Origin of the sequence: Bacillus cereus group sp. N12, from assembly GCF_016483575.1 — a bacterium.
In the GTDB taxonomy this organism is placed as follows: Bacteria; Bacillota; Bacilli; order Bacillales; family Bacillaceae_G; genus Bacillus_A; species Bacillus_A toyonensis.
On record NZ_JAEHBO010000008.1, the window covers coordinates 16642 to 43410 of the forward strand.

Consider the following 26769-nt stretch of genomic DNA (forward strand, 5'->3'; position numbering starts at 1 on the left):
TTTTTTAATTGTATCTCATTCCCTTTTTGTTTATTAGTCTTTATACCAATTTCCCAACACATCTCTAGGAATCTCCTTGAAATCCTCTAAAGAAACGGGGCCGACAAATTTTTTAATCCCATGATTTTTAGAATCTTCATCCGAATAATCTTTTAAAAATTGAATTTTAAATTGTTTCTTACCATCAGCATAGTCGGTTACTGTCGGTACGAGTGCCGCTTGTCGTATACCAAAAGTTTTATCTTCATACTTAACAAATTGTATATAAGATAATCCTCCTACCAATGTTTCTAATTTTTCTTGAGCAGAAATAAGATTTCCAAGAGAATAATAGATTAGCGTTTCATGTCCATCTTTATTTTGTTTCCACTCAATTGGTTGAATTACATGTGGATGATTTCCAATTACTACATCTACACCTAAATCTGTTAAATATTGAGCAACTTCTTTTTGTTGCTTTGAAGGTGTAGAGGTATATTCTACTCCCCAATGCACCATAACAATCACCATATCAGAGCTACTCTTTGCCTTTTCCACATCATTTTGGATCGCTTTTTTATCCATTACATTTAATGCCCAAGACTTATCAGCTGGAATTTTAATTCCATTCGTACCGTATGTATAATTTAGTAACGCAAAACGAATACCATTTTTTGTAATCGTTTTTATTTCATTACGCTCATTTTGATTCTCATTAATGCCTAATGGGATAACATCCGGATATTTCTTCCAGTATTCTCTTGTATTCGCAACACCTTTAATACCCATATCCATAGCGTGATTTGTCGCTTGCGTCACTATATTGAATCCAGTGTCCACTAAAGATTGACCTACTTCTTCAGGTGTATTGAAAGTCGGATATCCCTGTACTTTTAGATTATTTCCTGCTATTGGAGTCTCCTGGTTCACTATAGCAAGATCACTTGATTGAACAGCTTTTTTGATATTTTCATAAATATAGTGATAATCATATGAACCGTCTTTTTGTTTGCCATCTTTAATTACTGCATCATGATATAAATTATCACCCGTTGCCATTACATTCACAACCGATTTTACTTTTTTATCTTCAATAAAATTAGGAGACTGTTGAATGGGACTTTTCTCTACCCAGTTTGGTGCTTTTAATGATGTATCTGTATTTGATTGAGCCGGTGGTGATGAAGCTTTAGATGACTTAATATCTGTATTATCACAAGCGGTTAAAAGTACTAAAAAAATAAGACATAATAAAAATTTATTTTTACTTCTCTGTAAATTATGTAACATGTAATCCTCTTTTCTGTTCTATTACTTATAACCAATTTTAACAAATAACTTTTTAAACAACGTATTTTGGTTTTACACTTCATTATGGAAGGACACTTTGTTACAACTGCTTCGGAATATACGGATAACCATTTTCCACTTTCTAGAAATCTATCGATTCTATTAGAATTGATAGATTTCTAAAAAAGCATTATCCACCAGGATGCCGACTAGATTCCAATCAACATCCTCCATATATTGAATTTGATATACCTCTTCCAATTGTAGTAGCTGGTTAATCTAAACAAGAGAGGAGATATAGCCTCTTCTCTTGCTTTACATTTGTGAGTGGCTCCAAAAAGAGGGAATCGTTGCCGTCCTCTCTTTAGATAGTGCAAAATTTTTGTACCTATTTTCTTTAAGTCGAGCGACAATCATTATACGAATCACAATAAGTAAGACCCAAGAACTTATTTTACCAATATATTAAAAAAGTAGCAATATCACCTGCGATTCATATAAAGAAGCCAATTAGGAGAAATGAAAAAGGAAGTCGTTATCTCTATCGTACAATTGATAAAGATGATGTAACTCAAGTATTAAAAAAGTTAATCTGTACTATTAACAACAGTTAAAAGAAAAAATAGTTATTTCCTATATCGAAAATTATGTAAATGAATACTGTTATGAAACGACTATACGATGGCACCGTTATATTTCCATAAAACTAACAAACTAAAATACCACGTAACATTACAAGAGTTACGTGGTATGTAAACGATGAAATATTAAATTTTCACTGATTGTTCTTCTTGATAAATAATTTCACCATCAATAATAGTTATTTCTACTTTTAAACCTTTAATTCGGTTTGGATTCACACTTAAAATGCTGTCATTTAATATAACTAAATCCGCCAACTTTCCGACCTCTATGCTTCCTTTTATCTCTTCTTCAAAACTCGCATAAGCGCCATTCCATGTGTATAGTTTAATAGCTTCCATTACACTTATAGATTGATTCACACCAACCTCTATTCCAGACTTCGTTTTTCTATTGACAGCAACATGAATTCCTAATAAAGGGTTATAGTCGGTAACTGGTGCATCCGAACTACCTGCTGCAATGATGCCTCGATCAATATAATCACGAGCAGCGTACATATGATTAACACGATCACCATAGTGCCGTACATATATCTCTCCGAATTCATATGGAAATGGAGGGTTTGGAATTGGAACTATCTCAAGTTTTTTCATTCTCTCTTGTAAATCTGGTGAAGAAATTCCCGCGTGCTCGATTCGATGACGATGATTTTTTCTTGGTGATTCCTCTAACGCCCTTTCTACACAATTTAAATACATTTCAATAGCTTTATCACCTTGTGCATGCACAGTGATTTGATAACCTTTTTTGTGTGCTTCGCCTAACACTTGATAAATTTCTTCCTCATTATAATAAAGAATGCCATAATTGTTACGATCACTCGAATACGACTCACGGGTTGCAATTGTAGGTCCAGTGCTACTTCCATCTGTAAACAGTTTAGCTGGTCCAACCTTGAACCTCTCATCTCCGGTACCAGTTATCACACCAGCTTCGACCATTTTATTAACAAATTCATGGGAGTTATTTATTTGACATATCATTGCATATATTCGGACACGAATATCCCTACTCTTCACAGCTCGTTGTAGTAAACGAAAACTCTCAGGTCCATCTCCACCTGCGTCATGTATACTCGTTATACCAGCTGCAACGAAATGATCTGATGCAATTTTCACAGCCTTCATCATTTCACTTTCTTTATAACTTGCAACTTCACTCATCTCCATATTTGCTGCTTCAATTAACCTTCCTGTAAGCTTTCCTGCCTGATCCTTTTCAATAACTCCCCCACTCGTGTTCGGTGTGTTCTCGTTAATTTGCGCAATTTCTAATGCTTTGCTGTTCACTACGCTTATGTGGTGACAAGTACGAGTTATAATAATAGGATGGTCAACTGAAATGTCATCCAGCTCAGTAATTGTTGGATAACGCTTTTCCTTCACAGCGGTTTCATTAAAGCCCCAAGCACGTATCCATTCACCTTTTGGCGTTTCTAATGCCTTCTTTTTTAGGTCATCTAACAAAGCTTCGATAGAATCAATATGTTCAGCTTTACAACTTACAGCCAACTGATTTTGTCCATAAGAAATGAGGTGCAGATGGGAATCAATGAATCCAGGAAGAAGCGTTTTTCCTTGCAAGTCAATTACATCCGTTTTTTCTCCTATAAAACTCTTAACCTCCTCATTCGAACCAACAAATGCGATACGATTATTTTGTATTGCCACAGCTTTGACTACTGTATTCTTTTGGTCGACTGTAATAACTTCTCCATGTAACAAGACAACATCAGCTTTCATAAACTCAACCCTTTCGGAATTACCCTTTTCGAGTAATTCATTCCGTATTTACAGTTACATCTCTCAATAGGATCTTCCGCCTTTTAACAAATTAAAGTTGAGCTAAACACTCTTTTATTGTTGTAACGATAAAAGTAAAGTCTTCCTCTGTAATGCTTAATGGCGGTGCAAGTTGCAAAATATTATTGTAACCGGCAACAGTGTCACCATTTTTACCGATAATTAGACCTTTTTCTTTACAAGCATTGATGACTTTGTTCATCTTTTCAATGGAAGCCGGTTCTTTTGTTTGCTTATCTTCCACTAGTTCAATACCTAAAAGAAGACCTTTTCCGCGAACATCTCCTACGTTTGGATGTTCTTTTACATCCTCTAGTTCATCTAACAGTCGTTCACCCAATTCCTTGGAACGGTCAATGAGTTTCTCATTCTCCATAATTTCTAAATTTTTCAAAGCTAAGGCGCAAGCTGCAGGGTTTCCTCCGAACGTATTCACATGGCGAAATCGATCATAATCTTCGCTGCCTACGTACGCCTCATAAATCTCTCGTTTAACTGCTGTTGCCGACAAAGGAAGATACGCACTTGTAATACCTTTTGCCATCGTAATGATATCTGGTTTGACACCGTAATTCATAAATCCAAACGGCTTCCCTGTCCGCCCAAATCCACATATTACTTCATCACAAATGAGCAACGCACCGTGCTTCTCGCAAATTTCTTTTACTTTTGCCATATATTCATCAGGAGGCATCAAAATGCCGCCCCCAGTAATAATCGGCTCCATAATTACGCCGGCTACTGTTTGACTTAACTCCCATGTCATGACACGATCGATTTCATCAGCACTTGCCAGTGTACGAACATCTTCTGGATTACGATACGTATCAGGCGGTGCTACATGCAAGAATCCTTGCCCAAGTGGTTCATATTTATACTTTCTTTGTGCTTGTCCTGTTGCCGCAAGAGCCCCCATTGAGTTACCATGATAAGCACGATAGCGTGAAATAAACTTATAGCGTCCATGATCACCTTTTTGCTGATGATATTGACGAGCAATTTTAAACGCTGTTTCATTTGCTTCCGATCCACTGTTAGAAAAGAAAATAACGTATTCATCATCAAGCCATTCATTCAATTTCTCTGCTAATTTAATAGCAGGAACATGACTTTGTGTCAGAGGAAAATATGGCATTTCTTCCAGTTGTTCAAAAGCCGCTCTTGCAAGCTCTTTACGGCCATATCCAACATTCACGCACCAAAGACCGGACATGCCGTCTAAATAACGGTTTCCATCAATATCCGTCACCCATGCTCCTTCTGCTTTTGTAATAATTAAATTCGTTGGATTAGGGGATGCTCCTTTCATTGCATGCCAAAGGTACTTTTCATCTGCTTGTTTCAAACTTTGTGTTTGCTCTGTCGCTTGCACAATCACCAACTCCATTCTATCCGTTTATGATTTTCTAGCACTCTATCAATAACGAGCCGTAAGCATTTTCTTGCGCGTATAAAATTCTACGCCATCTTTTCCATTTGCATGGAGATCACCATAGAAGGATTTCTTATAACCTGAGAATGGGAAGAATGCCATTGGAGCAGGAACCCCAAGATTGACCCCAAGCATACCTGCATCAATTTCTTCACGGAATTCACGAATTGCTTTCGCGCTATCGGTGTATAGGCATGCACCATTTGCGAACGGTGATGCATTAGCAACATGAATTGCTTGCGCCAAGTCTTTTACGCGTATAATAGAAAGAACCGGTGCGAAGATTTCATCTTGCCAGATTTTCATTTCCTGTGTCACATTGTCAAAAATCGTTGGACCGACAAAATAACCGTCACCGTTTGCTGCATCATCTTCACGTCCGTCACGAATAAGTGTCGCTCCCTGCTCTATACCAGATTGAATGTATCCGTGTGTACGCTCTTTATGGCCGTCACGAATAACGGGACCAAGAAAAACATCTTCTTCCAGACCATTACCAATCGTAATTGCATTCGCCTCTTGAAGCAGTCTATTAACGAGCTCATTTGCAACGTCTTCTTCCACGACAACAACAGCCGCCGCCATGCATCTTTCACCCGCTGAACTGAAGGCAGCACTTGTAATTTCTTTCACTGCAAAACTAAGGTCCGCATCTTTTAATACGATCGAATGATTTTTTGCACCTGCAAGAGCTTGTACACGTTTGCCGTTTGCTGCTGTTTTATATATATACTCAGCGACAGGTTGAGAACCAACGAAAGATACAGCCTTCACATCCTCATTGTCAAGAATGCCATTCACGACGTCATGTGCACCATGTACAACATTTAGTACTCCATCTGGAAGACCTGCTTCTTTAAACAGTTCAGCTATGCGATTCGCCAGCAACGGTGTTCTTTCAGATGGTTTTAATACAAACGTATTTCCGCATGCAATCGCGAGTGGGAACATCCAGCATGGCACCATCATCGGAAAGTTAAATGGCGTTATTCCTGCGATTACTCCGATTGGATAACGATACATCCCTGATTCAACACCAGTAGCAATATCAGGAAGTTGCCCTCCCATCATTAAAGTAGGTGCACCTGCTGCAAATTCAACACATTCAATCCCTCGCTGTACTTCACCGTAAGCTTCTTTATAACTTTTTCCATTTTCCAAGGTAACGAGTTTCGCTAACTCCTCCCAGTTTTCAATCAAAAGCTGTTGGTAGCGAAATAGAATCCGAGCACGCCGAGGTACAGCAACCTTTTTCCATGTTTGGAATGCTTCTTTCGCAGTTGCTACAGCTCTATCCAAATCTTCTTTAGTCGAAAGCGGCACACGAGCAATAGTCTCTCCTGTTGCTGGATTTGGTACATCTTCTACTTGTTTACTTTTAGATTCTATCCATTGTCCACCAATATAATTTTTTAACGTTTGTACATTTTTCGTTACTACCATGGTGAAACCTCCTAATTTTAAGATAGCCGTCCTATGTATGTATTGCATTCACAAAAAAGAAAGCGTATTCATTAAACGGTATATAAACTTATTTATATACATTTCTCTAACATTACTAATCTTACTCTTATCGATTGCATATGCAGGAGCAGTCATCTGCTTAGCATTTGTCCACTCCCCAGTTCACATTATTTCAGATTAATCTCATGGTTCATCTTATAATTCTTTTTCAAAAATACTGGGCAATCCCATTCACAAACAAGGTCCTTATCCAAGGAAACAACCCAGCCCTTTGTAACATGATACTTTTTTCCATCAACAATAATAAACACTTCACCGTCTGTCACATAGAAAACTTCCTGTTCTTCTACATGCCACGTTCCTTTATTTGGTTCACCTACCCATGGTTCCCATGTGTTGGCACCTAGTTGCTCTGCTTCTTCTGCTGTAATTTTTTTCGCAAAAAACATGATGATACCCCTCTCTCTTATTAGTAATTTTGACGGAATACGTTCCTATACATCTACTGTTTTAACATTGGTATCTGTATTAACATTGGTAACCTTTAAACGTTTGAACTCTTTTCTCATAAAGTATATGGCAATGAGAACGCCTGGAATTTCGGCAGCAGGAGCAGCGTACCATACACCTTCTACACCCCAGAACTTCGGAAAAACAAATAGAAACGGTATCATGAACAACAATATTTTGCTAACACTAATAAACGTTGCGGACCAGTTTCTCTCCTGTGATTCAAAATAACCAGAGACAAGCAAACTAACTGCACTAAGTGTAAACAAACAATTGAATACAACCGTCGTCCAAATGCCCAGTTTTTGCAATTCAGGATTACCACCGGAAAAAAATGACACAATTGGATCTGCAAAAATGATTAATATAGCTGTCACAATTACAAAGAAGGAAACTGTAAAAATGAGTCCCATCTTAATTGCTTGTTTCACACGATCAAGGTTGCCTGCACCATAATTATAACTAATGATCGGTTGAAGCCCTGTCATTCCACCGAGCGCCGCTAAAGCGAGAAGATTTGTAATGTAACCATTTTGAATCGTGAAAGCTGCAACGTGCAGACCACCTCCGTAGCTTTGCAGTAAATTGTTGGTGAAAATAATTGCTATAAACATCATGAACTGACTAGAGAAAGATGCAAACCCCGTCCAAACTACTTCACCAATCTTCTTAAGATTAATCATCACATCTTTCATTTTTGGCTTCAGTTTTGTTTTACCAAACCAGAAATAAAAGATTAAGAGAACAGGAATCGATTGCGAAATCGTATTAGCCCATGAAGAACCCATCATCCCCATGTCATACTTCACTACCATAATCCATTCCATAACTCCAGCAACAACTGCTGCGACTAACCAACTGTTCATTGACAATATAGGTTTTTCATCGATATTAGCTAAAATACTTAATACAACGGCCAATATCGTTAATGGCAACGAAATCCATAGTAGTCGGCTATATTGCACCGCATACGGAAGTGCTTCATCACTTGCTCCAAATAGAATCATAATATCAGTTTCAAAGACCAATCCAAGTACAGCTATCAAAGTGGAAAGGAAAAGAGTAAACCATAAAGTTTGTCCCATAATACTTCTAGCTTCTTCTATCTTCCCTTTCCCCATTCGAAGTGAAATGACCGCTCCAGCTCCTATCCCCAAAAGAACCCCAATCATACGGGTAATAACCATGACCGTAAACCCAATTCCGATTCCTTCGATTTCTAGCTCCTGAAAGCCACTGACGAAATAGCCATCAATAACCGATACAACTCCTAGAATTACATTAGCCATAATTCCTGCCAAAGCAAACCGTAAATATAGTAACGGAATACTTTTGGTTCCGAGCACTGAATCATCCACCGACTTATTCATTCCTTCTGGCTTCTCTATGTTCGATGACGGACGGTTGTCCACTATTTTCATGAGCATATCCCCTTACAAATAATTTATATAGCAAGTTAAGCTCAATTAATTCACATACCAACCTACAGGCTTGGCATGCTGGTGGATATTGATTTGCTTCGTTTCCATAAAGTGCTCCAGCCCAGCAACACCTAAAGCCCTACCGATTCCACTTTGCTTATACCCGCCCCAAGGACCTTCAACATAAGCAAGATGATAACTATTAATCCAAGTAATTCCCGCACGCAATTTACTAATGACACGTTTTGCTCGGTCCATATCTTCAGTAAATACAGCACCGGCTAATCCATAAATGGAATCATTCGCTTTTTGGATCGCATCTTCCTCATCTTTAAATTTCTGTACAACAAGGACTGGTCCAAAAATCTCTTCCTTAACAATACGCATATCTGCATTTACATCAGCAAAGATTGTTGGTGCGATAAAAAAACCTCGATCAAGCCCATTTTCTGTTAAACGTTTACCACCACAAACTAATTTTGCACCTTCTTCCATTCCACTCTTTATATAATGTAAAACGTCATTCATATGAGACTCGGTTGTGAGAGCTCCCATTTCGATATTCTCGCTTTCTCCGTTTCCAACTACAATTTTGTTCGCACGCTCGGCCAATCTTTCAACAAACTTATCGTAAATGGTCTCTTGTACAAGCAAACGGGATGCAGCTGAACAAACTTGCCCAGCGTTGTGGAAAATACCAAACATCGCATTATCGACAGCAGTTTCAAAATCCACATCGTCGAACACAATAAGTGGAGATTTCCCCCCTAGTTCCAGTGTAATTTTTTTCATATTGCCCGCGGCTGCTCGCATAATACTTTGACCTGTTTTTGTTCCACCTGTAAAGGCAATTTTGTCAACATCATGGCTCTCTGCAAGCTCATTCCCAACCTTTGAACCAGGTCCCAACACTAAGTTTGCCACTCCGTCTGGAAGCCCAATCTCTTCGATAATTTCAAATAACTTGAATACGCTTACAGGAGTGACGTCAGCAGGTTTAATTACAATTGTATTCCCTGCGGCAAGTGCAGGAGCAATTTGCCAAACAGCTAGCATAAGCGGGAAGTTCCAAGGTACAATCAGTCCACAAACACCAATCGGTTCATGAATAACAATCGTTTCTGAAGAATCATCACGATTGTAAGATTCCTTTTTTATACCTTTAATCAAGTCAGCATAATAGCGGAAGCATTGAACCGATACTGGAATATCTATATAGGTTGTTGCACGAATAACCTTACCGTTATTTGCAGTTTCCAAACGGGCAATTTCAGCTGTCTTCTCTTCAAGACGATCTGCAATCTTATATAGATAATCAGCTCTTTCATCAGCCGATAAATCTGACCAAATTCCGCTGTCAAACGCTTTACGAGCCGCCTTTATTGCTAGTTTCGCATCATCTGCTGATCCATGAGCGGACGTTGCAATAACCTCTTCAGTTGCAGGATTGATAATATTTCGTCTAGCACCCGATAATGCTTCTACCCATTTTCCGTCAATGAACATGTTTATTTCCATAAACACCTCTCCTTTACGCAATAATATCTACCAGCTTGAAACCAATATGTGCTATATTGACCAGCATCGTTTTCTGATTATAGAATGGGAATGATTTGAGACGTTCCTTTTCAAATCGATATCCACCTGCATTCCCCGTAACGATCCATTGTGCCAATAACTTACCAAACAATGTTGAGAGAGACGCGCCGTGGCCTGTATAACCAGTTGCAAAATATGCACCTTCTTTAGATTTACCGATAACCGGGAACGTATCAATTGTCACACCGATAAATCCACCCCACCTGTAATCTATCTTGCTTCCTTCTAGTTTTGGCATTATTTTAACCATAGCATCGTACACACTTTGATAAACGGCATCACCTAAGTTCGGACGAATATCACCACCGCCAAATACGATTCGATTATCTGGTGTACGCCTGAAATAGTAAAGGAAACTACTCGTATCAAAAACCATGCGATCTTTAGGAATAACGCTATTCAAAAGTGTTTCTGAAAGCTGTTCAGTAGCAATAATGCGTGCCGAAATTGGCAGTACGCCTTTATTCAGTTCAGCCATGATTTTTCCAGAGTAACCATCTGTAGCAACAATAATGTCTTTCGCTGTAACAGTACCTTTTTCTGTAACAACTTTCACACTATTCCGGCCGTACTCAATAGATAATGCTTTCGAATGCTCAAAGATTTTTGCACCAATTGATTTCGCTGCTTCTCCCAAACCAATTGCATAGTTCAGTGGTTGGAATGAGTAACTCGAGTTGTCGACTAAGCAACCATAATATTGCGGGGAATCAATTTCTTGATGCAACTGACTTCGATTAAGCACGCTACATTCATATCCAAAATTTTTGTTTAAGTACTCACTTTCATGTTTCAATCCTTCAAAATGTTTGGCTTTGTAAGCTGCCACAATGTGACCTGTCTTTCTAAAATTACAGTTGATTTGATGCTCGTCGATAATGTTTTTAACTAATTCAACACTAAGCAGAGAAAGATCGTTAAGCTGTCTCGCCTCTTCGGCACCATATTTTTTAGCAAGCTCCTGCATCGTTGACTTATAGCCCGGCAATACCATTCCGCCGTTGCGACCGCTTGCGCCATATCCGATTGTTTCCTGCTCAAGGACAATGACACTCTTTCCTAATTTTTGCAAATGATATGCAGAAGAAAGACCTGTGAAACCTGCGCCAATAATGACAACATCCGCCTCTTCATTTCCTTCAAGAGGTTTTCCTTTATCATAGCTGTTTCCAGTCGCTGTCCACAGAGAGAGCGTATCCATTCGATCCATCTTTTCCATAGCTAATCCTTCTCCTTTCGTGACATGTATGTTACAATACAGTCAAAAATATTCGAAATATTCACTCTTATTGAATTAATAATATGATTTGGAGTTTCCTCCAAGTCAATAGTCATTTAAGAGTTTTTTGAATTCATTTTACGAAAAAAGTGGAGTAACTCCACTTTTTTCATCGGAGGGACACATCTATGAAAATTGGTGCATTTGCAAAACTTTTTCATGTTACGACTGATACCGTTCGTTATTACATTGAACTTGGATTATTAATACCAGACAAAAAAAACACCCAGTATCAAATGAACCAATTGTGTTTCGACGACATGGCTTTTATTACCGAGTTGAAAAAATTTCATTTTTCATTGTTAGAAATCCAACGAACTTTATCGTATCGGCGTGTTACAAGCTTCTCGGACCATGAGGATATCGACTACTACAACAACTTGCTCACTGATAAAAAGAACGAACTGATCCAAAAAAAAGAAGACATATCAAAAGCTATCCAATTGATTGAAAAAGCGGTTCAAACCAGTTCGCCTTCATCCAAAGAAGAGAATATTACAGGAATCCCGCTTGACTTTGTAAATCTGCTCTATTGTCCGAAATGCCAAATTCCCCTTGAAATGAAAGATGTAACGATTAAAAAAGTTTACATTCACACGGGAAGTTTAACTTGTACCTGTGGATACGAAGCGGCTATCGAGGAAGGTATTATCATTACCGCGAACTTGTATGAGACGTCTCCTTATCCATCTTATTTTTACGATAAAGAAACGATTAAAGAGATTAATCCCAAAATGATTAACTTATTTGAAAAAATTAATTTTCATTTTCAAAAAGTTCTACAAAATATAGATTTGAAAAACAAATTAATTGTGGAAACAAACGTTGACGCTTTCGTGTCACTACCCAAATATATCGATGTTCTTGAAACGAGCGCATCCTATGTATTCAGTGGCTATTCACTTGAGATGCTCAAGAAGGTTCGAAACAGAATTGAGCGTATGAATCCGAAGCCACGCGTCCTTTATATTTTGAATTCCGATTTAAATTTGCCATTGAAACCGCTTAGCATCGATGTTTTTGTAGATAGTTTTTCAGTAACTGATTTTTCATTGCTCAATCCGCAATTCCCCATTCACGTTCTAAAAAACTATTTACATAACAGTTCAACAATTGTCGGCGGATACTCGTATTATGATAGCTCGGCCAAATCCTTGAAAAACATTTCAGGCTTATATCCAAATTCCAACGAGCATATTTTGTATCCCAAATACTTAGAAGAAAATTTATCAGTCAATGGATTTCAAATTACGCAAAGTGAAAATATCGGTTACTGTACAGATCCAGGACCTTATTTCGATTATCATGTAATAGACGAAAAATTCCACATGCTCATGTATTTGGCTAGTACGAACAAATAGCATACAAAAAGTATTTGTCCGAAAAGCATGCTAGTTCACAAATGAGTAGCACCTTTGTAGCTAAAATGGTAGTGCGGGATCAGCACCCGCGCTACCATTTTCGATTTGCCAATTTCATTCTACAACGTTTACATATCAATCTTATTTAAATGAATTATAGTCACGGCTCTATAGTTCCTGTCCCAACTCCAAAACTCTATACGTTTAGCATTCTTCGGACTACTATTAGATTTTTTATTTAGTAAAGGTCTCACAGTACTACCTTTACTAACGAAGACAGCGCAACTCATTTTTATTCGTTCTTCCCAGAAAATATCTCTTCATTCTATCCCCCTCCTAAAATCCCTTTTCCTCCATTGACCAGTCGTAAAAAAAGCCATCCAACTCGAACGAATTGGATGGCCTTATACTATAAAGAAAATGTTCTATTTGTATTACTTCAATTTTCCCTCAAAAACAATTTTTCTACCACACGGTTCAACTACTGTTTTTCCGTCTTTCTTCACTTCATGAAAGATTGGCTCTTCCATACGACGAGACGGGGCGTATCCTTCTTGTTCCATGCGAGCTAAGCAGTCTGTAATTGCTTCGTTTTCGAGTACTTCAAATTTCTTTTTATTAGGTTGTTTTGTCATGCCCTAACCTACTTTCTATTTTTCTTGATGCGAATTGATTCTTCATGTAGATCATATATACCATTGCGAGAATCCCTATTATAATCATAACTGCAATAAAAAAGCTTGTATACTGTATTTTTTCTATAAATACGCCTCCTAATACAGGCCCCATAATACTTCCTAAACTAAAGGCGATTCCAGATAATATATTACCTGCTGGTAGTAAGTGTCTCGGTAATAAATCTGTCATAAATCCAAGTCCTAAAGAGAAGCAAGATCCAATGACCATACCAGCTAACAGCATGCAGGCAAAGACTATCCAGTAATATTGATCAAATACGGCCGCAAGTAGAAAAATGCTCGTACCTATGCTGAACGTCCACGTTAATATACGGTCCCTTCCGTATTTATCACTTAATATACCGAGAGGAATTTGTGTAATAATGCCCCCAACTGCAAACGCTGGCAATAAGAAGGAAACTTCCGATACAGACCACCCTTTACGAAGTGCGTATACTGGTAAGTTACTATTTAACATTGCTTCAAGCACACCGTATGCAAGTGGTCCCAGTAATGCAATCCACCCTAATCCAACAACTTGTTTATAACGAGAAAATGATGATTCACTCTTCACTTCTCTTTCATCTTGTGCTGGGAATGCATTTTTCGTTGGGAGTAGTAAAAGCCAACCTATTAAACAAAGTATAGTAGATATGATAAATGGTGTTGCAAGACCGTACTGAACAGTGCTTGCTAAATACGGACCGACGGCAAAACCAATTCCGAAGAATACACCGTATATCGATACTTGTCTACCTATTTTACTCGGATCCGATGTTGTCGTAATCCATGTTTGCGTTCCAACATGAAGCATATGATCTCCGACTCCAACTAGAAATCTAAGGATAAACCATACCCAAAACGAAAATGTTTGTGTAAAAAAGAATAATGAAATAATAACAAGAAACCCACCAATGACGATAATTGGCTTCATTCCAAACTTTTGCATCGGTTTTTCAAGAAACGGTGAAATAACTAATATCCCAATGTATAATGCCGTCGCATGAATACCATTAATACTTGAACTAACCCCTTCTTGTTCAAAAATCATTGCAATGGCAGGTAAGAGCATCCCCTGTGATAAACCTGAGATTGCCACAATCCCAACCATAATCCAAAAAGTAAAACGCATCGACATCCTGTTCCCTCTCCTTCTCACGCTTTCCACTTTTCATTATAAACGGTTTCTTCAAATGCGTGTACGAATATTAACAATAAAAAGAAGCTAAAAGAATGAGCCTTTTAGCTTCTTATCCTTCCCAAACTTGTGCTTTCACATTGTAATGAAAATGTTTAAAATATGGATTTTCATAAAATGAAGGGCCATATAAGTACGGATGTGAATGAGCGATTGGTGGCTGCTGTATTTGTAAAGGAACTACAGCTGGTGAAACTTGCAAATACATCGGGCTTATCATTATTTTTGCATATAAGTGATGATTATATGGCGAATGCGCAATTAAAAACGGTTGATGCACTAGTAATCTCCCCTTTTACCTACAAATGTTATAGTATATGCAATACTTTTGCTTTCGGGGACTATTTCTGTTCTAACCAATTCTCTACATGATTTATAAATACATCTAAACAATCAATAAACGGTGAGTGCCCACAATCTTCTAACACCTGCAACTTTGCATTTGGCAAATGTTTTGCTAATTCCTCACCGACTACTTGCGGTACGACGTAATCCCTGTCACCTTGTATGACGAGTGTAGGAGTTTTAATACGATGAATTTGTTTATTTCCCTCTACCACACCATTATGTTCATCCGAAATATTAAATGTGATGAGCGCATAATTCACATCTACGAAATTACGCTGCGTTAACATATCATCTAAATACTTCTCATAACGATCCGGTTCCGGTTGATTGTGTGTATATATTAATAGATTCCACACTGTACGATAATATAATTTATTCATATTTTTTATCGCATCTAGTACTGGAGCAATTTGTACGGGATCTTGCGCGATTTCTTCTTTCGTCTTTACTAAACTTGATACGATCGGTTCCCCGTTAATATCTTTTTTAAAGATTGGATAGCCTTTCATCCCTACTGATTCTACTAAAATTAACTTTTCTACAAAAGTTGGGTGATTCGCTGTAAATTGCATCGCAACACCACCGCCCATTGACCATCCCATTAACGAAAACTTCTCTAGCTTTAATTGATCGATAAATAATTTTACATCTTCTGCGAAGTCTTGTAATGAATCTATCGACTTATTATACGTCGATTGTCCAAATCCTCTTAAATCAAGAGCGTAAATATGGTATTGATTTTGCAGCTTTTCGATAACTAAATCAAAGTGTTGTGACGATGTCATGTTCCCGTGAATGAGTACGAGAGTTTCTGTATTTCGCCTTCCAACTTCCTGATACGCAATCGTTTCTCCATTCGATAGTGAAACAAACTCCATTGTTGCAGGCTTAATCATCACAAGTTCCCCCATTCTTTTTAATAGAAAGAAAATTCTTTATATAATTAAAGAATAACATACAGAATATATGTTCTCAACATAAAACCTATGCGAAATTTTTACATAAAACAACATGCCTATTACTAGACAACTATAATAAAAAAAGATATAGTTAGCTAGGTAACTAATTTGAAAGGATCAAAATATATGGACGAAAAACAACATTTTTTTCACATCGTCAGCCAGACTTCTCGAAAGTTTACGAAGAAATTTAATGAACGCGTATCTCCAACTGGGTTATTTAGTGCGCAGTGGGCTGTTATTTTTCGTATTAATCAAACCGGTTCTTGTACACAAACAGAATTATGCCAGTATTTAAATGTTGAATCACCAACGATGACCCGTACGTTGACACGTATGGAAACGATGGGCTGGATTATTCGTACAGAAGGAAAAGATCGCCGTGAGAAGCTTATTTCTTTATCCGAAACAGCTATAAAAATGATTCCAGTATGGCAAGAAGAAGTGGATACTTTCGAAGAAAAGACGCTAGATGGTATTAACGAAGATGACTTACATCAAGCATTTCAAGTGTTACAACAAATTATTAAAAACTTAGATTAAATTGGAGGGATGACGATGCAAAGTGAAAAACTTTGGACGAAGGATTTCCTCGGAACTTGTTTTAGTAGTCTATTTCTCTTTTTAACATTCTATATGCTTATGACTACTTTACCTGTCTATGTAATAGACGGCCTAAAAGGAAAACCTGAGGAAATTGGTTTAGTTGCAACTGTTTTTCTTATTTCTTCTGTTTTATGTAGACCATTTACAGGAAAATGGCTCGATGACTTAGGAAGAAAGAAAATATTATTTATTTCACTTTCATTATTTTTAGCCGCTACTGTTATGTATTTCGGTGCGCAAAGTTTATTTTTATTACTTGCCCTTCGCTTCTTACATGGTATTGGCTTTGGGATGGCGACGACAGCAACTGGTACGATTGTAACTGATGTTGCGCCAGCTCATAGACGAGGCGAAGCACTTGCTTATTTCGGCGTATTTATGAGTCTGCCGATGGTAATTGGTCCTTTTTTAGGTTTAACAATTATTTCTCATTTTTCGTTTACTGTACTATTTATCGTTTGTTCCGTATTTTCATTACTTGCATTTTTATTAGGATTACTTGTAAATATTCCACATGAAGCACCAGTGAAAAAACAAAAACGAGAAAAAATGAAGTGGAAAGATTTAATTGAACCATCTTCTATTCCAATCGCTCTGACAGGATTTGTTTTAGCCTTTTCTTATAGTGGTATTTTATCCTTTATTCCTATATATGCGAAAGAGCTCGGTTTAGCCGATATTGCAAGTTATTTCTTCATTGTATACGCACTTGTTGTTGTAATTTCTCGTCCATTTACAGGAAAGATTTTTGACCGCTACGGCGAAAACGTACTTGTTTATCCAGCTATTATTATTTTCACAATTGGGATGTTCGCATTAAGTCAAGCACAAACTCCATTTTGGTTCCTAAGCGCAGGTGTATTAATCGGTTTAGGTTATGGAACATTAATTCCAAGTTTCCAAACGATTGCAATTTCTGCGGCGCCAAATCATCGACGTGGTTCTGCGACAGCTACGTACTTCTCATTCTTTGATAGTGGTATTGGCTTTGGTTCTTTCATTTTAGGTATCGTCGCGGCGAAATCAAGTTATCATAATATGTATTTTATCGCAGCTATTATCGTTGCGTTCACTTTACTTCTATATTATGGATTACACGGTCGAAAACAAAAATTCAAGAAACAACGTACAGACGGACAAATTTCCGCTTAACGTTAATAAGGAAAGTAAACTTCCCCGTTTACTTTCCTTATTTTGTATTTCTTTCAAGACGAGCGTATACTTATAGTAGCAAATAAAGGAGGGACCTATATGAAACTAAAAAAATCTCCCCTACTCTTACTTATACTAACATGCATATTTGTAATTACAGGGCTTGGTTTTACATACTTCAAACATAATAAAACAACCCCATCAAAAAATAACGTGACAAAGGAGAATTGGTTAGATGATCCTTACTTACGTTGGTCGTACACACATATGAAAGAATTCACTTTAATTAATGAAGTCAAAAACAATCCCGACCAAGTGGCTCACTTCCCTACTTCGTTACAAAAATTAGATGATTTTGCTGTGGAGCGTGGATTTGGAACTACGACTCCTTTAAGAAAACTTTTAGCCGATAACAAAACAGATGCTTTTGTCGTTGTACATAATGGGCAACTTGTATATGAACGATATTTCAATGGATATAACGAGAGTGAACCGCATGGTATGGCTTCATTAGCAAAGGTCTTTACTGGGGCAATGATACAATCTCTCGCTGAAGAAAATCGTATCGATTTAGAGAAAACAGCTGACACTTATATAAAAGAATTAAACAATACACCGTTCGGTAAAGCTACACTCCAGCAATTAATGGACATGCAAGTTTCTGTAGAGTACCCTACTCATGGATATGAACATCCAGCGTTAGAAAATCAAGATGCACAACTATATTTAGCGAGCAATATTTTACCCCGAGGTAAAAACTACAACGGTCCGATGAAAATTTATGATATGTTACGAGAAGCAGAAGAAACTGCACCGCCTGGTTCCGGTTTTTCTTACGATAACGGATCAGCGGAAACACTCGCTTGGGTTATTCGAACTATCACTGGTAAATCATTAGCTGAAAATGTTAGCGAACGAATATGGTCTCAAATTGGTATGGAAGAAAATGCGTATTACGTTACAGACGAAACAAAAGTAGAACAAGCAAGCGCTGGTTTAAATGCAACTGCTAGAGATATGGCAAGATTCGGTCAACTACTATTAAATAACGGGGAATATAACGGAAAACAAATCATCCCTTCCTCCATTACAGAAAGTGTGGAAAATGTACAAGAAGGTGAACTCGCAATTGGCAATGGCGCTTCTATTTCTTATCATAATCAATGGTGGATTCCACACAATGAACAAGGTGCTTTCGAAGTGTTAGGCAGTTACGGACAAACACTTTATATCGACCCGAAAGCAAATATGGTAATCGTCCACTTCTCTTCTAATGCTACACCTAGTAATGAAATACATTCGGTTTATTCCAATATGTATGTTGATATTGCCCATCATTTGGAGAAGCTTCCACAGTAGTGGAAGCTTTTTTTATTGGCTTTTTTTATTTACACAAATCCTATTCATTTGGTTATTAAGGGAGGCTGAAACAATAGCTCATCATTAGAATCGATTTTTTCATCACTATTTCAGTTGAAAGAATTACTATTTGAACCACGCCTACCCCCTATTTATAGTGATAATATTTTATAAATTTGAAAATACTAATGCCTAGGAAAGGAAGGATTACGAATGTCTGTGAAAAAGCTATTAACTGGATTAATCATTTCACTTGCGATGATTATAGTTATTACTACTTTAGGGTCACTCCGCGCATTGGCCGAATCCGACGTTGTGAGACAGTCTATTGAGGTTGAATTGAATGATGATTATTTTAATCCGAATGTCATCACCGTTCCTGTTGGAAAAACGACAACGTTAATATTGAAAAACCAAGGAAATAGAGAGCATACCTTTACGGTGAAAAAACTTGGCATTGACGCCGAGGTTCCGCCAGAAAAAGAAAAATCAATTACCGTGAAACCTGAAACTCCCGGTACATATGAACTTATATGTCGGTTCCACTACTTGAAAGGAATGGTTGGAAAAGTAATAGTCAAATAACAAGCAGTACCGACCAATTCTGGCTTTTTATAACGTGAAACTCAGATTCATGGGGGTGTCCATCCCCCCACTGATTATTAGCCCTCATTAATCCGTTTTTTACGGGCAGCATAAAATCTTTACGTTGTCGTAGCATACGAAATTTGTGTTTTGTTAGTACTATCCCCTCCCCATCAAGCTAACAATAATCAAAAAAATAGAGAACTAAATTGCACATCTATTTAGTCCTCTATTAGTTAGTTCTATTCAATAGTTGATCTAGTTTTTGGCTTATCTCTATTGTTTTAGGATCTGTAAAGCCTTTTTCAAGGGCAGTAAACACCATTAGTCCCCTCATTTTTTCTATCTCTACTACCAATGGTTTACATTGAAGAGAACATGTCTTAGTATATTTTTTTAACAACAAAATGATCACTCACCTAGCTAAAATTAGATTCATATATAAGTCATTTTTAATTACACCATAATTGGTACTTGAACATTCCATGTAGGTTTGATGTCCCTTTCAAATAGTCTTCACACTAAAACCTTGAAACATATCAAAATTTATACTAACAAAATAGGTTTAAACTCACCCGTTACTTCCTGATACCCATTATTGCTTTCATATGTTTTCTCTTGCTCAAGATCAAATTTTTCCATAATCGGTAAATCATTTACCGAGAAGAAGAACGTATCTTCTAACGCTACATGTTCATGGACTGCCCAGTTCGGAATAATAAAGTAATCACCTTGCGACCAGTCAAATCGAATGCCGTTAATTATGCTGTAACCGCAGCCTCTATATACTTGGTAAATCGTTGAATGCGTGTGGCGGTGAGCTTTTGAATGGAATCCTTTTGGAAGCTTCTGAATCCATGCCCCAATATTTGGATTCGCCGTTTGACCGTTTGATGGATTAATAAATTCTACGGCATAACCATCATATGGATCTGGATCAAAACGCGATAATCCCTCAATAGCTTTCAATGTTTGGTTCCATTTATAAGCACCAAGTGGTGCTGCCTTAGGGTAACGGTCTGAAATCGGACGAACCATACCGCCTTCATAGCGCTGGGCAGAATAGTTATCTGGTACTTTCGGTTGTTCGATTCTTTCAGGATAAGACTGGAAGAACGTACCTCCCATCATATAAATTGTCGGGATATCAAGAACATCCATCCAAATCATGGGCTCAGTACCTTCATGGCCGTGGCCATGCCAGAGGTTTTTTGGAGTAATAACGAAATCTCCTTCCTCCATGAAAATACGCTCGCCTTCAACAATAGAGTAAGCACCTTGACCCTGTGTAATAAAGCGAAGGGCATTTTGTGTATGACGATGGGAAGGGGCTACTTCATCGGGCTGCAACAGTTGAACTGCTGCGTAAAGCGTTTGAGAAGTGGATGCCCATCCCCACGGCTGCCGATAGTCTAAACCAGGGTTTTGAAGATAAATCGCTCTTCGTTCACCACCGCGCTCAGGAGTGAAAATTTGTGCTGCTTCCCCTAATTTTTTCTCAAGTAAATCCCATTTCCAGAGGTATGCTTGTGCATGCGGCTCAGGTTGATGATGCATCAATTCTGGAATTGCCTCCCAAAGTGGCCCGAGATTATATTGTCGAATATCTCTTGTAAAATCCTGAACTATTTTACTTTTAAAAAAACCCATTTTTTCAGCCATTCTCTATTCCTCCTGTTCTATTACTTATTGAATTTGGATAAATTGCGCTCGATTTGTCCTAAATGCTTACTCGTATGTTCAACAAGTAAATGATCCACGATAAACAAGATAGGCTTTGTACCAAAACGAGGATTTCGACTAGGTGCCTCTATTGCTAATTTCTCCTCATCTAATTTGTTAAGGGTTTGTGCTACTAGTGGTTTCAGCGCTTCCAATTCTTTTAAAACATCGGATAAATAAATACTGTCAACCTTACTTTTGTTGACAGCAGCTAAACGATCCGTATTCTGCAATCCTCGCCCCCACTCTTTTTTTGGGGTCTCTAAAAGCTGTTCAATTTCATCAAGCCAATAAGGAACCGCTTCAACGAGATGGCAAAGAATTTGCATAACAGACCATTCTTCTTCAGTTGGGTTCCAACGAAGCACCTCGTCGGAAAGCCCTTCTGCCTTTTGAATCACTTGATTAATTGACTGTTGAACAGATTTAATGGAATCTTTAATCTTTAAAGTCATCATCATAACTTCACCCCTACTACTTTTTTGACACTCGTTACACGGTTTTCAAGGGCACCAATTTTATCAATCTCAATTTTGACAACGTCCGCGTCTTTCAAGAAGGCTTGTGGATCACGCGCAACTCCTACTCCACCTGGAGTACCTGTTAAAATGACATCTCCGGGCTCAAGCGTCATTAAGTTTGATAAAAATTCAACTAAGTACTGAACGGAGAATACTAGGTTAGCAGTATTAGAACGTTGACGTTCTTCACCATTAACAGTTAAAACAACTTCTAAACCAGCAGGATCTTGAAGCTCATCAGATGTTATTAACCATGGCCCCATTGGTGCACTTCCTTCAACAGTTTTACCTTGCAGCCATTGAATAGTGCGTCTTTGAAGATCACGATACGTTACATCATTAGCAATTGTGTATCCAGCTACGTACCCAAGAGCCTCTTCTTGTGATACGTTTCTTGCACGTTTTCCAATCACGAAAGCAAATTCAGCCTCATAATCAAGCTGTTCTGAAATTGGATAAAATGGAATGTCGTCCTGTGGGCCAATGACTGTATTAGCAAATTTAGCGAATACAACCGGGTGTGATGGAAGCTCACGTTTCATTTCTAAAATATGTTCACGATAATTGTGACCAATACAAATCATTTTTCCAGGTACCGGAACTGGCGCTTCAACTTTCACTTCATTTAAAGCATATACAAGCCTGTATCCATTGTCGGTTTTATTTTCTATTGCATAGTCAATTGCATTTTGGGCAAGCTCCAAGCTTTCTTTTCCACCTTGTAAAAATCCAGTCATATCTGCCGGGACAAATGCATCAGCAATTTGTTGGGCGCGAATTTTTCCTTCTGATGCAAGTAAAGACTTATAGGCAACATGCAGATCAATGATTTCTTCATTGACAACCGCTCCAACACGTTGTACCATACCTTCTCGACTAAATGTAATTAACTTCATTTCCATATCCTCCATTCATACATTCTTCATTATTAAGAATTGCTTTAATTGCGGGGAGTTATCTTCTAATCTCGTGAAAGATAATAAGATACTTTAAGACTTCTATATAGCCAGCAACATATGTAGCAAGCTCTTCCAAATAACAATTCCCTGATTCTATAAATCTTCTTCATGCGTCTTAAACGAGATAAAATATATTCCCTTCTAGCCCAAGCGGCAGGTAACCTGCTTCAAGCAATTCTACTATAGGTAAAAAAAGTTTCAGTTCTTCAGCCAGTACAGCTGTGCAAATCAGTATACTGAAATACATCGCATGCCCCACAAGAAACTGAACCGTTTTTTCTTCACCAAATGTATGGAAAGCCCTTTCAAAAGCATTATGAAATATCGCTTCTGGTACGGCATCCACTACCTTCTCAAGCAATGATTCATTACCAACTTCATTTACTTTAGCTCTCAATTGACCCGGTATTTTTTCTAAAATTACCCAAAGGTTACTTCTCTCAAAGGTAAGACGTTGGATAGCACCTGACACCTGATTTTTTGACAACCATTTTACTTCATATTCATTTACACCTAGTGTTCGCATAAATTGGTTTACATTTTCTACTGCACCTTCTTGCTGCTGACCTTCCTGGTTATACCATTCAATAGCTAGTAAGCGTTCTATCCAATTATTCACTGTACGAGCACCCGTCCCATGCTTTTCCTCATTCAGCGTAACTACCATTAAATTCCTCTCCTTTTTCCTTTGTCCTGATGCTCATATCCGCTTTTTCGCGGTAATTTGCTTCTCTCTTGGCATTAATATTTCGTTGTCAGTTCAGGTGGACCAAATTTCGGGCCATACGGACCTTCATCAAGCCAACGACCAAGTCTTGGAACAATGGATGTGAGCGACGCAGCGACTGCTCGTTTCATATCAATTTCTTTTTCCTCTCCCTGCAAATGGTGAAGTGCGGTTGTAGATCCATCACGGTTCCACCGGGCAGCAATTCTACGCTCTGTTGCTGAAGATCCAATCACTTCACGACGCATTTCTTCTGTATCCGCCCTAAGGGCTTTTTCAATGCCGCGTACCGCAATAATCGCATCCGGCACACCGGAATTCAGTCCACGAGCACCGAATGGTGCAAACAAATGAGCCGCTTCTCCAGCCAAAAGAACTCGGTGCTTTTCATCTGTAAATGAATTAGCGACTACTTGATGGAAACGATAAGAAGATACCCAGGTAATGCGCTCTGCATATTTCGGATCCATTACTTTAGACAGCCAACTTTTCACACCTTCAATATTTGTAAATTCTTCAACGTCATCGTCTTTCAGTAATTGAAGATCAACACGCCAGCCACCTTTAAAAGGAACGAGCATCACGTTACGGCGCCCCATTGCTAGGTGGTGATAATGGAAAATCCGTTCAAGAGGAAGAGGATTTTCTTCGTCTTCCTTGACATCCACAACGAGGAATGTATCGTTTGTACGTGGCCCTTCTAGCTTAAGGCCCGCCTGTTCGCGAACGACTGAACGAGCACCATCTGCTCCAATAATGTACTTTGCTTCCCAAACTTCACCTGATTCAGTAATTAATGTTACCCCATGGTCCTGAATGTTTAGTTTAGCAACAGGTTCTCCCCATACAAACTTCACTCCGGCTTCAATACAGACGTTATAGATATGTTTTTCAATCTGATCTTGATGAAGCGCAGTAAAGTGTGGCAATTTATCTGGATCCTGGTTGTTGGTGACCCCATAATTTTTCACATATACTTCTTTTCCTTTATAAAACGTTCGCTTTACTGGCCAAATAATTCCGTTTTTGGCTAATTCGAAACCTAATCCTTTTGATGTTTCTTCCAACAGTTTTAATGTCGCGCTATGTAAATAAATCGCACGGCTACCTGGGCGCGGACGACCTTTTGGTTCCGCTTCGATAATCACGCATGAAATCCCCTTTTTTTGTAGCGCCAACACGGCTGTCAAACCAACTGGCCCAGCTCCAACCACAATCACATCACATTTATTTACATTTTTCATGAAATTACGCCTCATTTCTAAGTTTTATGGAATATATAAAGTAAAAATTTATAACTATGAATGACCTACTGACTATAATCTTTTATTGTTTTAGGAGTATCATCTGAATTAAATGATAAAAAAGTGATTCACTTCTTTCTTATCTGTCACAATTACTTCACTTTTTCACTATCACTACATTTTCAGCCATCATTTTTTCTCGGATATGGTTCGGAATCGGATGAGCCTTCGGTTTTTCTATAAACGATGTCCAAGCCCGAATTTCATATCCTTCCGCTACCATCTTTTCATCTTTGAAAAACATGTGGCTTATTTTGAATACTTTTCGGTGCATTTCTACGACTGAACTGCGAACGGTCACATGATCTTCAAAAAATAGTGGACTCTTAAACTGACAATTCGCTTCAAGAAGCGGAACACTAATTTGCTGTTCAACGTACAAGGTAGAAGATGGAGACCCTATAGCAGCTAAAAACTCGTGTGTGGCATCGTCCATCCACTTATAAAAGTTCGGATAAAATACTATTCCCGCAGCATCAGTATTTCCCCATCTTACTTTAAACTTGTATTCTACGATCATTTTCACCAACCCCTTTATACTTTTTATTGTTAAGTGTTTTTATATCACGGAATATTCAAATTGTTATAGGCGAATAGATCCCAGCAATCTATTTCTGCACAATTTCATAAGATTACCGACGAAAATACATATTTGTATTTTTGCCAAGTAATTCATCACTCTATTACAATCGTTCCCAAATGGATGCTATCCCTTGCCCCCCACCAATACAGACAGCAGAGGCTCCATACCTTTTTTTACGCCTTTTTAATTCATAAGCAAGCGAAAGTGTAATTCTTGTTCCACTAGCCGCAAGTGGATGACCTAGCGCAATCGCACCGCCATTTACATTTCCTTTCTCTGGGTCAAAGCCTAGCTCTTTCTGGCATGCTAAATACTGTGCAGAAAAAGCTTCATTGATTTCAATTAAGTCTAAATCCTCCACTCTTAATCCCGCTTTTTGTAAAGCATTTTGAATCGCAGGTACTGGTCCAATACCCATATATCGTGGATCAACACCAACCACATCCCAGGAAACCAGTCTCGCAATAGGTCTCAGGCCTTTCTCTTCAGCATATTCGCTTGAAGTGACAATAACAGCTGCAGCACCATCAACCATCCCACTCGCGTTTCCAGGTGTCACAACACCATTTTCGATAAAGCGGGCTTTTAATTTACCGAGCTTTTCCATGCTCGTTTTCCGGACATGTTCATCTTCTTCAACCACTCTGCTTCCTTTTCTGTCCTGAAGCGTTATAGGGACAATTTCTTCCTTCAAATACCCTTTTTCCATAGCAGCCAGCGCCCGCTCATGACTTAATAATGCATGACTGTCGATCTCTTCACGAGTGATTCTATATTTTCCCGCTAAATTTTCCGCAGTAACAGCCATACTACATCCACCGTACGTATCATATAATCCATCCCACACCCAATCTTCTATAGTAGGCCCACCCAACGTGCTCCCCCATCTCAGTCCAGGAATCACGTGCGGGACTTGACTCATACTTTCCGTTCCTCCGGCCAATGCTACTTTTGCTTCGCCAGTCATAATTAAGCGTGCGGCCGTTAAAATGGCTTCTACACCCGTTCCGCATAAGCGATTGATTGTCAATGCAGGAACATGGATGGGAAGTCCTGCCTTTAAACCAACATGACGAGCGAGATAATGTGCATCTTTACTGGACTGCTGGACATTTCCAAATACGACTTGATCTATTTCTTCTGGGGCAATTTTCGCTTTACAAATCGCTTCTCGGGCTGCTTCTGCTCCTAAATCTGTTGCAGAAATCTCTCTAAATGAGCCTGAAATTTCCGTAAATGCAGTACGTGCTCCTTCTATCAATACGACGTTGCTCACTCTATCCATCT

The 26769-nt window shown here is 38.3% G+C and carries 25 protein-coding genes; 5 read left to right on the forward strand and 20 right to left on the reverse strand.

Going from position 1 to position 26769, the window contains the following annotated elements:
* Nucleotides 1-33 precede the first annotated feature (33 nt).
* The 8 genes from JDS92_RS06375 to JDS92_RS06410 all read right to left on the reverse strand — a co-directional run bounded on the left by JDS92_RS06375 (nt 34) and on the right by JDS92_RS06410 (nt 11361).
* Nucleotides 34-1269 (reverse strand): CapA family protein, encoded by a 1236-nt coding sequence (locus JDS92_RS06375; protein WP_199631680.1) that lies wholly within the window; start codon nt 1267-1269, stop codon nt 34-36.
* A gap of 767 nt (nt 1270-2036) precedes the next feature.
* Nucleotides 2037-3656 (reverse strand): amidohydrolase, encoded by a 1620-nt coding sequence (locus tag JDS92_RS06380; RefSeq protein WP_199631681.1) that lies wholly within the window; start codon nt 3654-3656, stop codon nt 2037-2039.
* A 91-nt stretch (nt 3657-3747) separates the two neighbouring features.
* Nucleotides 3748-5103, reverse strand: coding sequence for an aspartate aminotransferase family protein (locus JDS92_RS06385; protein WP_179192225.1), 1356 nt, complete (start codon nt 5101-5103; stop codon nt 3748-3750).
* Between the two features lie 30 nt (nt 5104-5133).
* Nucleotides 5134-6591, reverse strand: a complete 1458-nt coding sequence (locus JDS92_RS06390; RefSeq protein WP_199631682.1) for a CoA-acylating methylmalonate-semialdehyde dehydrogenase — start codon at nt 6589-6591, stop codon at nt 5134-5136.
* A 188-nt stretch (nt 6592-6779) separates the two neighbouring features.
* On the reverse strand, nt 6780-7061 hold the full coding sequence (locus JDS92_RS06395; protein WP_097959447.1) for a cupin domain-containing protein: 282 nt from the start codon (nt 7059-7061) through the stop codon (nt 6780-6782).
* A gap of 45 nt (nt 7062-7106) precedes the next feature.
* Nucleotides 7107-8543: an MATE family efflux transporter gene (locus JDS92_RS06400; protein ID WP_000706168.1), complete on the reverse strand. Its 1437-nt coding sequence runs from the start codon at nt 8541-8543 to the stop codon at nt 7107-7109.
* Nucleotides 8544-8588: 45 nt separating this feature from the next.
* Nucleotides 8589-10061: an aldehyde dehydrogenase family protein gene (locus JDS92_RS06405; protein WP_199631683.1), complete on the reverse strand. Its 1473-nt coding sequence runs from the start codon at nt 10059-10061 to the stop codon at nt 8589-8591.
* Nucleotides 10062-10074: 13 nt separating this feature from the next.
* A complete protein-coding gene (locus JDS92_RS06410) occupies nt 10075-11361 on the reverse strand; it encodes an NAD(P)/FAD-dependent oxidoreductase (protein ID WP_098710154.1) in 1287 nt (428 codons plus the stop codon).
* 188 nt (nt 11362-11549) lie between these two features.
* On the opposite strand from JDS92_RS06410, the gene JDS92_RS06415 reads away from it, so the two are divergent.
* Nucleotides 11550-12782 carry a MerR family transcriptional regulator gene (locus tag JDS92_RS06415; RefSeq protein WP_098912077.1) on the forward strand — a complete coding sequence of 411 codons (1233 nt, stop codon included), beginning with the start codon at nt 11550-11552 and terminating at the stop codon, nt 12780-12782.
* A gap of 434 nt (nt 12783-13216) precedes the next feature.
* On the opposite strand, the gene JDS92_RS06420 is transcribed toward JDS92_RS06415, so the two are convergent.
* From JDS92_RS06420 to phaZ, 4 genes are all read right to left on the reverse strand, one after another.
* Nucleotides 13217-13417, reverse strand: a complete 201-nt coding sequence (locus JDS92_RS06420) for an NETI motif-containing protein (RefSeq protein WP_000166300.1) — start codon at nt 13415-13417, stop codon at nt 13217-13219.
* A complete protein-coding gene (locus tag JDS92_RS06425) occupies nt 13401-14597 on the reverse strand; it encodes an MFS transporter (protein ID WP_000062786.1) in 1197 nt (398 codons plus the stop codon). Before JDS92_RS06425 ends, JDS92_RS06420 begins: the two co-directional genes overlap by 17 nt.
* A 112-nt stretch (nt 14598-14709) precedes the next feature.
* Entirely contained in the window at nt 14710-14937 is a 228-nt protein-coding gene (locus tag JDS92_RS06430; RefSeq protein ID WP_000554163.1) for a hypothetical protein, read from the reverse strand.
* A 61-nt stretch (nt 14938-14998) separates the two neighbouring features.
* Complete coding sequence (gene phaZ / locus JDS92_RS06435; protein WP_097855306.1) at nt 14999-15901, reverse strand: intracellular short-chain-length polyhydroxyalkanoate depolymerase; 903 nt, start codon at nt 15899-15901, stop codon at nt 14999-15001.
* Nucleotides 15902-16090: 189 nt separating this feature from the next.
* Between phaZ and JDS92_RS06440 the strand changes: the two genes are divergently transcribed.
* From JDS92_RS06440 to JDS92_RS06455, 4 genes are all read left to right on the forward strand, one after another.
* A complete protein-coding gene (locus tag JDS92_RS06440; protein ID WP_000343676.1) occupies nt 16091-16507 on the forward strand; it encodes a MarR family winged helix-turn-helix transcriptional regulator in 417 nt (138 codons plus the stop codon).
* Between the two features lie 15 nt (nt 16508-16522).
* Entirely contained in the window at nt 16523-17722 is a 1200-nt protein-coding gene (locus JDS92_RS06445; protein WP_001190323.1) for an MFS transporter, read from the forward strand.
* A 99-nt stretch (nt 17723-17821) separates the two neighbouring features.
* A complete protein-coding gene (locus tag JDS92_RS06450) occupies nt 17822-19081 on the forward strand; it encodes a serine hydrolase domain-containing protein (protein WP_199631684.1) in 1260 nt (419 codons plus the stop codon).
* A 213-nt stretch (nt 19082-19294) separates the two neighbouring features.
* Nucleotides 19295-19666 (forward strand): cupredoxin domain-containing protein, encoded by a 372-nt coding sequence (locus JDS92_RS06455; protein WP_199631685.1) that lies wholly within the window; start codon nt 19295-19297, stop codon nt 19664-19666.
* A 232-nt stretch (nt 19667-19898) separates the two neighbouring features.
* Here JDS92_RS06455 and JDS92_RS31210 read toward each other — a convergent pair whose 3' ends face one another.
* From JDS92_RS31210 to JDS92_RS06495, 8 genes are all read right to left on the reverse strand, one after another.
* On the reverse strand, nt 19899-20081 hold the full coding sequence (locus JDS92_RS31210; protein WP_307838328.1) for an aspartyl-phosphate phosphatase Spo0E family protein: 183 nt from the start codon (nt 20079-20081) through the stop codon (nt 19899-19901).
* A 131-nt stretch (nt 20082-20212) separates the two neighbouring features.
* A complete protein-coding gene (locus tag JDS92_RS06465) occupies nt 20213-21328 on the reverse strand; it encodes a cupin domain-containing protein (RefSeq protein ID WP_199631686.1) in 1116 nt (371 codons plus the stop codon).
* Nucleotides 21329-21348: 20 nt separating this feature from the next.
* Nucleotides 21349-21849, reverse strand: a complete 501-nt coding sequence (locus JDS92_RS06470; protein ID WP_242475986.1) for a DinB family protein — start codon at nt 21847-21849, stop codon at nt 21349-21351.
* Nucleotides 21846-22805, reverse strand: coding sequence for a fumarylacetoacetate hydrolase family protein (locus JDS92_RS06475; protein ID WP_199631687.1), 960 nt, complete (start codon nt 22803-22805; stop codon nt 21846-21848). Before JDS92_RS06475 ends, JDS92_RS06470 begins: the two co-directional genes overlap by 4 nt.
* A 178-nt stretch (nt 22806-22983) precedes the next feature.
* Nucleotides 22984-23535 (reverse strand): hypothetical protein, encoded by a 552-nt coding sequence (locus JDS92_RS06480; protein ID WP_199631688.1) that lies wholly within the window; start codon nt 23533-23535, stop codon nt 22984-22986.
* Nucleotides 23536-23609: 74 nt separating this feature from the next.
* Complete coding sequence (locus tag JDS92_RS06485; RefSeq protein ID WP_199631723.1) at nt 23610-24839, reverse strand: FAD-dependent oxidoreductase; 1230 nt, start codon at nt 24837-24839, stop codon at nt 23610-23612.
* A gap of 157 nt (nt 24840-24996) precedes the next feature.
* On the reverse strand, nt 24997-25419 hold the full coding sequence (locus JDS92_RS06490) for an acyl-CoA thioesterase (RefSeq protein ID WP_206772968.1): 423 nt from the start codon (nt 25417-25419) through the stop codon (nt 24997-24999).
* A gap of 163 nt (nt 25420-25582) precedes the next feature.
* Nucleotides 25583-26758, reverse strand: coding sequence for an acetyl-CoA C-acetyltransferase (locus JDS92_RS06495; protein ID WP_199631689.1), 1176 nt, complete (start codon nt 26756-26758; stop codon nt 25583-25585).
* Nucleotides 26759-26769 lie beyond the last annotated feature (11 nt).

What these genes read in the sequence shown, in the direction of transcription:
- JDS92_RS06375 (WP_199631680.1), bottom strand. Translation starts at nt 1,269, where the DNA reads ATGTTACATAATTTACAGAGAAGTAAAAATAAATTTTTATTATGTCTT.
- JDS92_RS06380 (WP_199631681.1), bottom strand. Translation starts at nt 3,656, where the DNA reads ATGAAAGCTGATGTTGTCTTGTTACATGGAGAAGTTATTACAGTCGAC.
- JDS92_RS06385 (WP_179192225.1), bottom strand. Translation starts at nt 5,103, where the DNA reads ATGGAGTTGGTGATTGTGCAAGCGACAGAGCAAACACAAAGTTTGAAA.
- JDS92_RS06390 (WP_199631682.1), bottom strand. Translation starts at nt 6,591, where the DNA reads ATGGTAGTAACGAAAAATGTACAAACGTTAAAAAATTATATTGGTGGA.
- JDS92_RS06395 (WP_097959447.1), bottom strand. Translation starts at nt 7,061, where the DNA reads ATGTTTTTTGCGAAAAAAATTACAGCAGAAGAAGCAGAGCAACTAGGT.
- JDS92_RS06400 (WP_000706168.1), bottom strand. Translation starts at nt 8,543, where the DNA reads ATGAAAATAGTGGACAACCGTCCGTCATCGAACATAGAGAAGCCAGAA.
- JDS92_RS06405 (WP_199631683.1), bottom strand. Translation starts at nt 10,061, where the DNA reads ATGGAAATAAACATGTTCATTGACGGAAAATGGGTAGAAGCATTATCG.
- JDS92_RS06410 (WP_098710154.1), bottom strand. Translation starts at nt 11,361, where the DNA reads ATGGAAAAGATGGATCGAATGGATACGCTCTCTCTGTGGACAGCGACT.
- JDS92_RS06415 (WP_098912077.1), top strand. Translation starts at nt 11,550, where the DNA reads ATGAAAATTGGTGCATTTGCAAAACTTTTTCATGTTACGACTGATACC.
- JDS92_RS06420 (WP_000166300.1), bottom strand. Translation starts at nt 13,417, where the DNA reads ATGACAAAACAACCTAATAAAAAGAAATTTGAAGTACTCGAAAACGAA.
- JDS92_RS06425 (WP_000062786.1), bottom strand. Translation starts at nt 14,597, where the DNA reads ATGTCGATGCGTTTTACTTTTTGGATTATGGTTGGGATTGTGGCAATC.
- phaZ (WP_097855306.1), bottom strand. Translation starts at nt 15,901, where the DNA reads ATGATTAAGCCTGCAACAATGGAGTTTGTTTCACTATCGAATGGAGAA.
- JDS92_RS06440 (WP_000343676.1), top strand. Translation starts at nt 16,091, where the DNA reads ATGGACGAAAAACAACATTTTTTTCACATCGTCAGCCAGACTTCTCGA.
- JDS92_RS06445 (WP_001190323.1), top strand. Translation starts at nt 16,523, where the DNA reads ATGCAAAGTGAAAAACTTTGGACGAAGGATTTCCTCGGAACTTGTTTT.
- JDS92_RS06450 (WP_199631684.1), top strand. Translation starts at nt 17,822, where the DNA reads ATGAAACTAAAAAAATCTCCCCTACTCTTACTTATACTAACATGCATA.
- JDS92_RS06455 (WP_199631685.1), top strand. Translation starts at nt 19,295, where the DNA reads ATGTCTGTGAAAAAGCTATTAACTGGATTAATCATTTCACTTGCGATG.
- JDS92_RS06465 (WP_199631686.1), bottom strand. Translation starts at nt 21,328, where the DNA reads ATGGCTGAAAAAATGGGTTTTTTTAAAAGTAAAATAGTTCAGGATTTT.
- JDS92_RS06470 (WP_242475986.1), bottom strand. Translation starts at nt 21,849, where the DNA reads ATGATGATGACTTTAAAGATTAAAGATTCCATTAAATCTGTTCAACAG.
- JDS92_RS06475 (WP_199631687.1), bottom strand. Translation starts at nt 22,805, where the DNA reads ATGAAGTTAATTACATTTAGTCGAGAAGGTATGGTACAACGTGTTGGA.
- JDS92_RS06480 (WP_199631688.1), bottom strand. Translation starts at nt 23,535, where the DNA reads ATGGTAGTTACGCTGAATGAGGAAAAGCATGGGACGGGTGCTCGTACA.
- JDS92_RS06485 (WP_199631723.1), bottom strand. Translation starts at nt 24,839, where the DNA reads ATGAAAAATGTAAATAAATGTGATGTGATTGTGGTTGGAGCTGGGCCA.
- JDS92_RS06490 (WP_206772968.1), bottom strand. Translation starts at nt 25,419, where the DNA reads ATGATCGTAGAATACAAGTTTAAAGTAAGATGGGGAAATACTGATGCT.